This window comes from Streptosporangium sp. NPDC005286, assembly GCF_040607515.1.
Taxonomy (GTDB): domain Bacteria; phylum Actinomycetota; class Actinomycetes; order Streptosporangiales; family Streptosporangiaceae; genus Streptosporangium.
Genome location: NZ_JBEXGU010000116.1, coordinates 22,422 through 30,037 on the forward strand (window position 1 = coordinate 22,422; position 7,616 = coordinate 30,037).

5 protein-coding genes are annotated in these 7,616 nt (G+C 72.1%); all 5 read right to left on the reverse strand.

Features of this window, described 5'->3' with window-relative positions; all coding sequences use genetic code 11:
* Positions 1-249: 249 nt before the first annotated feature.
* Entirely contained in the window at positions 250-495 is a 246-nt protein-coding gene (locus tag ABZU75_RS32065; protein ID WP_355562358.1) for a hypothetical protein, read from the reverse strand.
* A 55-nt stretch (positions 496-550) separates the two neighbouring features.
* On the reverse strand, positions 551-1,825 hold the full coding sequence (locus ABZU75_RS32070) for a serine/threonine-protein kinase (RefSeq protein WP_355562361.1): 1,275 nt from the start codon (positions 1,823-1,825) through the stop codon (positions 551-553).
* A 37-nt stretch (positions 1,826-1,862) separates the two neighbouring features.
* The gene (locus ABZU75_RS32075; protein ID WP_355562364.1) at positions 1,863-5,402 is read right to left on the reverse strand and encodes a WD40 repeat domain-containing serine/threonine-protein kinase; all 3,540 of its coding nucleotides are present in this window, start codon (positions 5,400-5,402) and stop codon (positions 1,863-1,865) included.
* A gap of 1,040 nt (positions 5,403-6,442) precedes the next feature.
* Positions 6,443-6,895, reverse strand: coding sequence for a hypothetical protein (locus ABZU75_RS32080; protein WP_355562367.1), 453 nt, complete (start codon positions 6,893-6,895; stop codon positions 6,443-6,445).
* Positions 6,892-7,365: a hypothetical protein gene (locus tag ABZU75_RS32085; protein ID WP_355562370.1), complete on the reverse strand. Its 474-nt coding sequence runs from the start codon at positions 7,363-7,365 to the stop codon at positions 6,892-6,894. The genes ABZU75_RS32080 and ABZU75_RS32085 overlap by 4 nt, the downstream gene beginning before the upstream one ends.
* Between the last annotated feature and the right edge of the window lie 251 nt (positions 7,366-7,616).

Genomic DNA, 7,616 nt, shown 5'->3' on the forward strand with positions numbered 1-7,616 from the left:
TTCTCGCCTCCCCCGGCCGGTAAAGGCACCCCTGACCGTTTCGAACACCGGCACCGCGGCAAGGAGGCGATTCCCCCTCCTCCGGCGCTGAACATGATGAGCGGTCCGGACCGTGGCGGCCCTGCCGGCACCTCCGCCGGCCGCCGTCTCCTCCGGCCTCGGCGCACCGGCACCTCGCCCGGGACCGCGTCTCAGCCAAGCGTCTCCCCGCGTGGCGGCCTCATGCCGCCACGCCGTGTCGCTACCGCCTTACACCGTCGCCCCCACATGGTCCACGATCGCGGTCGCCCCCTCCTGGCGTGCGCAGTTGGCGCAGCAGAACCAGCGCCGACCGGCCTCGACGCCGTGCCCGACGATGCGGACCCCGCAGTGCTCGCAGATCGGTGCCAGCCGCTGGATCGCGCACTCGAAGCTGTCGAAGACGTGCACCCCAGCCTGGGTGTGCACCTCGAAGCTCATGTCGTAGTCGTTACCGCACGTTTCACAAGTCGCCATGTTTCCCCCCGAAAACTCGGCATTTCCGGTTAAGTCCTACCCAGGTAGCCGCCAGTCAGACAATCCTTCCCACCACGATCACCACCGCGACCAGCGCGAACACCGCCGAGGCGGCCAGCAGCGGGGGGAGCAGCCGGGCGCATCTCTCGCGTGCCACGAGGCGGGCGCGGTTGGCGTCGATCCACTCCCCCAGGCGGGGCCAGGCGTAAGGCAGCGCCTGGTGGACCAGGCACGCCCGGTCTCCCCGGTGCCCGACCAGCCCCGCGAAGCCGTGCAGGACGCCCTCGGACCCGGCGGGGGCCCTGGCCTCTCGGGCGACCGCCTGCCCGTCGGCGTCGATGACGACGAGCCTCAGGAACACCTCCGGCACGCGCTCCCGGTCCGCCGGGTCCAGCGCGGCGAACGCCGACTCGGCCAGCGCGCCCAGCCCCGGATCGTCGCAGGCCGTGCGGACCCTGGCCGCGACCTCGGCACCCGCCCGCAGCAGCGGGGCCGTCTCGGGCTCCGGCGCATCCGTCCGGGGAACGGCCGGGTCGGCGGCGATCAGGGCGATCAGCAGATCGCGGGCGGCGGGTCTGGCCCGGGGATCCTTGGCGAGCGCGGCAGCGGCCAGAGGCAGCAGCGAGCGGGGCAGCGGGCTCAGATCGGGGTCGAGCGAGAGGATCCGGTGCATCACCGCGCCCAGGCTGCCCGCCGCGAACGGATCCTCGCCGCTCGCGGCGTACAGCACGATCCCGCCCCAGGCGAACACGTCGGCGGCGGGACCCGCCTCACCGCCGGTGAACACCTCGGGCGCCGTGTACGACGGCGCGCGTGGCCTGAGCCCGGTGGCGGTCAGCGCGGTTCTCAGGCCGGGACTCACCCCGAATCCGACGATCCTGGGTCCGCTCCGGCCGAGGAACACCTTGTCGGGTGCGAGGTCGCGGTGGACGACCCCGACGTCGTGGAGGGCGGTCAGCGCGACGGCGATCGCCGTCGCGAGGGCGTGCAGGTCGTCACCGCCGAAGATCCGGCCGGCCCCGCGCAGGCTGGGGCCCTCGACGTACTCGCTGACGATGTACGGCCTGGGCCCGTCCAGATCGGCGTCCAGCACCCCCGCCGTGCAGAACGAGGCCACCCGACGGGCCGCGGCGGCCTCACGACCGAACCGCTCACGCAACTCCGGATCGCTCCCGGCGTCACCGTGCAGCACCTTCACCGCCACACGCCTACCTGCGGCATCGTACGCCTCGTAGACCACACCCTGACCACCCGCACCCAACCGCCCGGCCAGCCGGTAACCGCCCAACCGCTGCGGATCACCCACGATCAGTTCCCGCGCCACTCTCATGGGGTGTTTGATGCGATCTTCGGAGAAAAAGTTTCTCCTAACCGGGGCAGACCTTGCGATAGGGCAGGTCACCGAGGTAGGTGCGCCACTCCTCGCGCGAGAGGGTGCGGCCCGCGCGCTCGCAGACCGCCCGCGCCACCGCCTCCGGCTCGACCGGATACTCGTCCAGGGTGCCGGCCGAGTCGACGACGACCAGCCGGGCCCCGTCCGGGCTGAACGCCAGGGACCGGAACTCACCGCTCTGCGAGGCGATCGGCGGGCCGAGGCGGCGTCCGGTCTCGACGTCCCACAGCCCCACCGACCGGTCGTTCACCGCCCCGGCGACGACGTCCCCGCGAGGCGAGAAGGCCAGGGCCGCCTTCGTCGCCGGTTCGCTCCTGATCAGGTTTCCCACCCGGTCCCTGCTTTCGGCCTCGAACACCGAGATCCGTCCGACCCGGTCGGCGGTGGCGAAACGGGTGCCCTTCCTGTCGAAGGCCATCGCGGTGGTCGGAATGCTGACGGTGGGCGCGCCGTACGTCTCGCCGAACGGCTCGCCCGTCGAGGCGTCCAGCAGCCGGTGATCTCCCCCCGCGACCGCCAGCATCCTGCCATCGGGGGTGAAGACCAGCCCCTCGACCGACTGCTGGGGCCTTGACCAGCGGAGTTTGCCGCTGGGCACGTCCCACACGGCGATCTCCCCGTCCGAGGCGCCCACCGATTCGAAGTAGAGGGTGTAGGAGGCCACCGCGGTGCCGTCCGCGCTGATCGCCAGGGCGAACACCTGCCCCTCGCGGACCGTCTCGACGGCGGCGATCCGCTTGGCGGCGGCGACGTCCCATACGGTCAGCCGGGAGCTGTCACCACCGGTGTTGGCCACCAGTCGTCCGCCGTCCGCGCTGAAGGCCATCGCGAAGGCGCCGTCGGCGCCGTCGGGCCCGACGTTCAGCGTGCCGGTCCGGTTGCGCCGGCGCACGTCGCGGATGACGATCTCACTCGCTCCCTCGTCCCTGGAGGCGAGCAGCCGGCCGTCGGGGCTGAGCGCCGCCCAGTTGGTCCCGGGGCCCTTCAGCGGGGTGGGCCTGGTCAGCGCGCCGACGTCGAGGGTCGTCACCGAGTCCTCGGTGAGGTAGCGCAGCGTCCGCCCGTCCGAGTCGAAGGCCACGGTGGGCATGAACCCGTCGACCTTCTGGGTGAGCAGGAGCCTGCCGTCCCGTACCCGCCAGACCCGCAGGGCCGTGTCGGTCACCACGGCCAGGAAGCGCCCGTCAGGGCTGAAGACCAGATCTCCGCTGACACTCCCCTCGAAGAAACGGTCGAGATCGGCCCCGGTGGACGCGTCGCGCAGTTCGAGCTTCCTGCCCCGGGAGACCGCGACGGTCCTGCCGTCCGGGCTGTAGGCCACCCGCGGTCCGCACCCGTTGCAGCGGGTGCCCAGCGAGATCCTGCGCAGGCCGTCCAGGGTGAAGGCCGCCAGTTCACCGTCCAGCCCGCCGACGGCGATCCCGCGCCCGTCCGCGGAGATGTCGAAGTCGATGCCCGCGACAGGCGGGTACAGCTTCCTGCCGTCCAGGTGGTTCCAGACCGTGAGCCCCTCCCCCTGGGTCACCATGAGCCAGTCATCGGACCGGCCGAAGAACGCCCCGACGTCGCCACCCGCGTTGCGTGGCTGGACGGCGAGGACCGCGCCGGTCGGCTTGCCGGTCGTCACATTCCAGACCTTCAGCTTCACACCGCTGATCACGGCGAGCAGCCTGCCGCTCGGGCTCAGCGCGATCACGCGCAGGTCGTCGCCGATCCCGGTGAGACCACCCATGCGCCGGCCGGTCCGCACGTCCCAGAGTCGTGCCTCGCCGTCGCTCGCGCTGACGAGCGTGCGCCCGTCGGCGCTCAGCGCCCTGAGGGTGTGTATTCCCGCGGCCGGGTCGTGGAAGGCGGCCGTCTCCCGCTGGGTCAGCGAACCGGTCAGGCTCGCCCTGGCCTCGGGCACCGGTGCCAGCCGCCAGGCGGCCACGCTGAGCAGCATGGCCCTGACCGGCTCGGCGATCCGCAGCGCGTCGGCCGTCGCGGCGAGCCGGGCGGCCGTCGCCTGGTCGCGCTGGGAGGCGATGACGGCGCTGCGCGCGTCGGCCACCCTGCTCTGCTGCACGGCGAGCACCCCGGCGACCAGCGCGACGACCAGCAGCACGGCCAGCGTGCCGGACAGCACCCGGCCCAGGCGGGCGCGGCGCCGGGTGAGGGTGGCACCCGCCTCCAGGAAGTCCCGCTCGACCGGGCTGAGCGTGATGTTGCGGCGCCCGGTGGCCGCCCAGCGCATGGCGTTCTCCAGGCTGCTGCCCTGGAACAGGTCGCCGTCCCGGTGCCCCTGGGCCTCCCAGCGCCGTGCCGCGGTCAGGATGCCGCGGTGCACGGCCAGGCCGTCCCGGTTGGCCTGGACCCACATCCGCAGCCTCGGCCAGGCCTGCGGCAGCGCGGGCCGCGACAGCCAGACCTCCTCCTCGTCGTGGGCGACCAGGTACGAGAACACCTCCACCAGGCGCCGGACCGCTGTCACCTCGCCCTCCTCGCGCCCGTCGAGGAGCTCGGCCCACCGCGCCTGCCGTACGACCAGCTGGTCGTCGTCGGTCACGGTGACCAGCCGCAGGAAGATCTCGGGGGCGAGTTCGCGCTCGGCCGGGCCGAGCGCGACGTAGGCGTCCTCGGCGAGGGTGCCGAGCGCGGGGTCGGCGGAGGCCGCGCGGATCTGGGCCCCGGCGTCGCTGCCCGCCGCCAGCAGTCCCGGGGTGTCGATGGCGCCGTCCCCGCTGACCAGGGCGAGCAGCAGGTCCCTCGCGGTGGGCCGCGCGGCGGGGTCCTTGGCGAGTGAGGCGGCGACGAACGGCCGCAGGTGCTCGGGGAGCATGTCCAGCTGGGGCTGTACCGACAGCACGCGGTGCATGATCCCGCCCAGGCTCTCCGCCCGGAACGGGTCGGCACCCGTCGCGGCGAAGACCATGATCCCGCCCCAGGCGAAGATGTCGACGGCGGTGCTCGCACGCTGGCCCATGAAGATCTCGGGGGCCATGTAGGTCGGGGTGCCCGCCACCATGCCGGTCGCGGTCAGTGACATGTCCTCCGTGCGGGCGACGCCGAAGTCGATCACACGGGGGCCGTCGGGACCCAGCAGCACGTTGTCGGGTTTGAGGTCGCGGTGGATGACCCCGGCCTCGTGGACGGCGGTCAGCGCGGTGGCGATCGCCGTCGCGAGACGGTGCAGGTCGCCTCCGGTGAAGCGGCGCCCCTCGGCGACGGCCCTGCGCAGGCTGGGGCCCTCGACGTACTCGCTGACGATGTACGGCCTGGGCCCGTCCAGATCGGCGTCCAGCACCCCCGCCGTGCAGAACGAGGCCACCCGGCGGGCCGCGGCGGCCTCACGACCGAACCGCTCACGCAACTCCGGATCGCTCCCGGCGTCACCGTGCAGCACCTTCACCGCCACACGCCTGCCCGCGGCATCGTACGCCTCGTAGACCACACCCTGACCACCCGCACCCAACCGCCCGGCCAGCCAGTAACCGCCCAACCGCTGCGGATCACCGTCGATAAGTGTCGTGCTCAACTCACACTCCGTTCAACGGCAGGTTGGACGCCCCCGAGGACGACGAAGTTCGCGGAGTGCCGAACATTCCGAACACGTCTCGCCCTCCTTGAGTGAACGGTGACGAAACTCTCGCGGCCGGCATGGCCCGTGGCCCGCTGGGCGGCCTCGACGAGGCCGGGAACACCGACCAGGATGCCTGCTTCCGGCCGGTCGGGGAGGACCGTTCGGAGATCGGAGACGTCACGGGCCGACTGGTCGTCAGAGTAGCCGGGCCCGCACCGGACGTGCCGCGTTCGGCGCGCGTACGCCGCGAAAAACACGTCGTGCCGTGGCGGCCGGGAGTGAGCCGCCGCGGTCGGCCGGAGGTGCCGGCGGCACGGGTTGTGACGATCCCGGCGATCAGCGTCCAACCCCGAGCCGCCATCACCGTACGCATGCCTTCGGAGCCCCTCCGTAGCCAAACCGGTTGATCCAGAGGGCGAGGGCGGGCTAGGTTGGCTCGCACGGACTTTCGCGCGTGCCGGGCCCACCAGCCCCGGGCACGCCGGTGTCAGGCGACGCATAGCACGGCGAGCCCGAGGAGGGGAGGAAGATCATTCGACGCGCCAGGATCATCCGGCAGCGGGGCGCACGCCGCCCCGCCCGCATCTCCGGCCTGGATCTGAGGTCTCCCTCGGGTCGCCCACTCCCCTATTGACCTGGTCTTTACGGCAGTCTTATGCGGCGATCTGTAGATATTTCATATAACGGAACCATCACGCCGGGGGGCTCAATGAAGAGACTTGTGGTCGTGCCACCATATGTCGCACGGCTCAAGATCAGGGATATTCGTTCCGCGACACGCCGTGGAGTGACCGGCGACGCCAAGGTGGTCGATCTCAGCGCCTACACGGGCCGCAACGTTCTGCGCTTTCCACAGACGAGCGGCCCTACCTCCGCCGCCTGACCTCCATCGCGAAAGACCCGCCCGGGCGGGTCTTTCTCCGTTTCCGGCCCCTTCCTGTGCCCGGGCACCGACCGTCCGCACGTGCACGGCCCGGCCGTCGGCGGCCTCGGGCCTACTCGCCGCCCGGTGCCTTCCGCGTGAGGAACAGCAGGATCGCGGGGGTCAGCACGCAGAAGGCGAGCACGACGACCTGCCCCACCGCGTCCACCATGTCGAAGTGCCCCAGGTGACCGAGATGGAAGGTCAGGTGCGGCACCGAGTAGAGCAGGTATCCGGCGAGCACCGTACGGATCAGCAGGCGGTCGAGCGTCACCGCCGCCACCGCGAGCATCAGGCCGAAGCCCAGGTTGAGCCCACCGAAGTCCCGCAGGAGGTGCTCGTTGTAGGGCGGCAGCAGCGCCACCCAGGGATGACCCGGCAGCGGGAAGCCGTCGTAGAACCCGCGCGGCACGAGCAGTGCCCAGCCACCGACGACCGCCTCGGTCACGGCCAGGACGGCGAGCAGGACACGCGACCAGGTCGCGGTCCAGAACGGCACACGCGCGGTGGAGACCGTCTCGTTCATCGCCCCTCCGTTCCCGCCTCGTACCCGCTCCGGCCGGCGGCCACGGAGACGAAGTCCGCGAAGGTCCCGCGCCCGTCGGGGTGGTCGGGCGCGAGGTGCACGCCGTGCCGGAAGGCGGCGGCGATCCTGCCGGGTACGGGCAGCGGTATGACGAGCCCGCGCCCGCCGGTGACCCGCAGATAGGTCCGCGCCAGTTCGGCCGCGCTCACGATCTCCGGGCCGCCCATGTCGGGCACCCGCCCGGCGGGCGCGCCCAGCGCCGGCTCCACCAGCCGCTCGGCGACCTCCGTGACCTCCACCGGCTGGAAGTCCGTCCCCGCGGGGACCGGCAGGATCCCGGACCTCGCCGGCTTCCCCAGCACGAGTACCAGCAGGTTGTGGAACTGCGTCGTGCGCAGGATGGTGTACGGCAGTCCCGACGGTCCCACGCCGCCGGCTGTCAGGTTCCCCTCGGAAGGCAGTGCCGACATCCACGCCTGGATCGCCGGCGGGGCGTGTCACGGTGGTGACCGGGGCGGGTAGGAAGGCCGAGAGCCGCTGGGTGATGTGACCCGACGTCCCGGAGGCGGGCACGGGACCACGCCTCTGAGCACGGCCAGCCGATGAGGACATCCATCGGACTCCGCCGGGCACCCCGATCTACGATCATCTTCGTACTCGGGCACAGCCTCCGCGGCATGGCCGGGAACACAGACCGCGGCCCCGGTGTGTCACCGGGGCC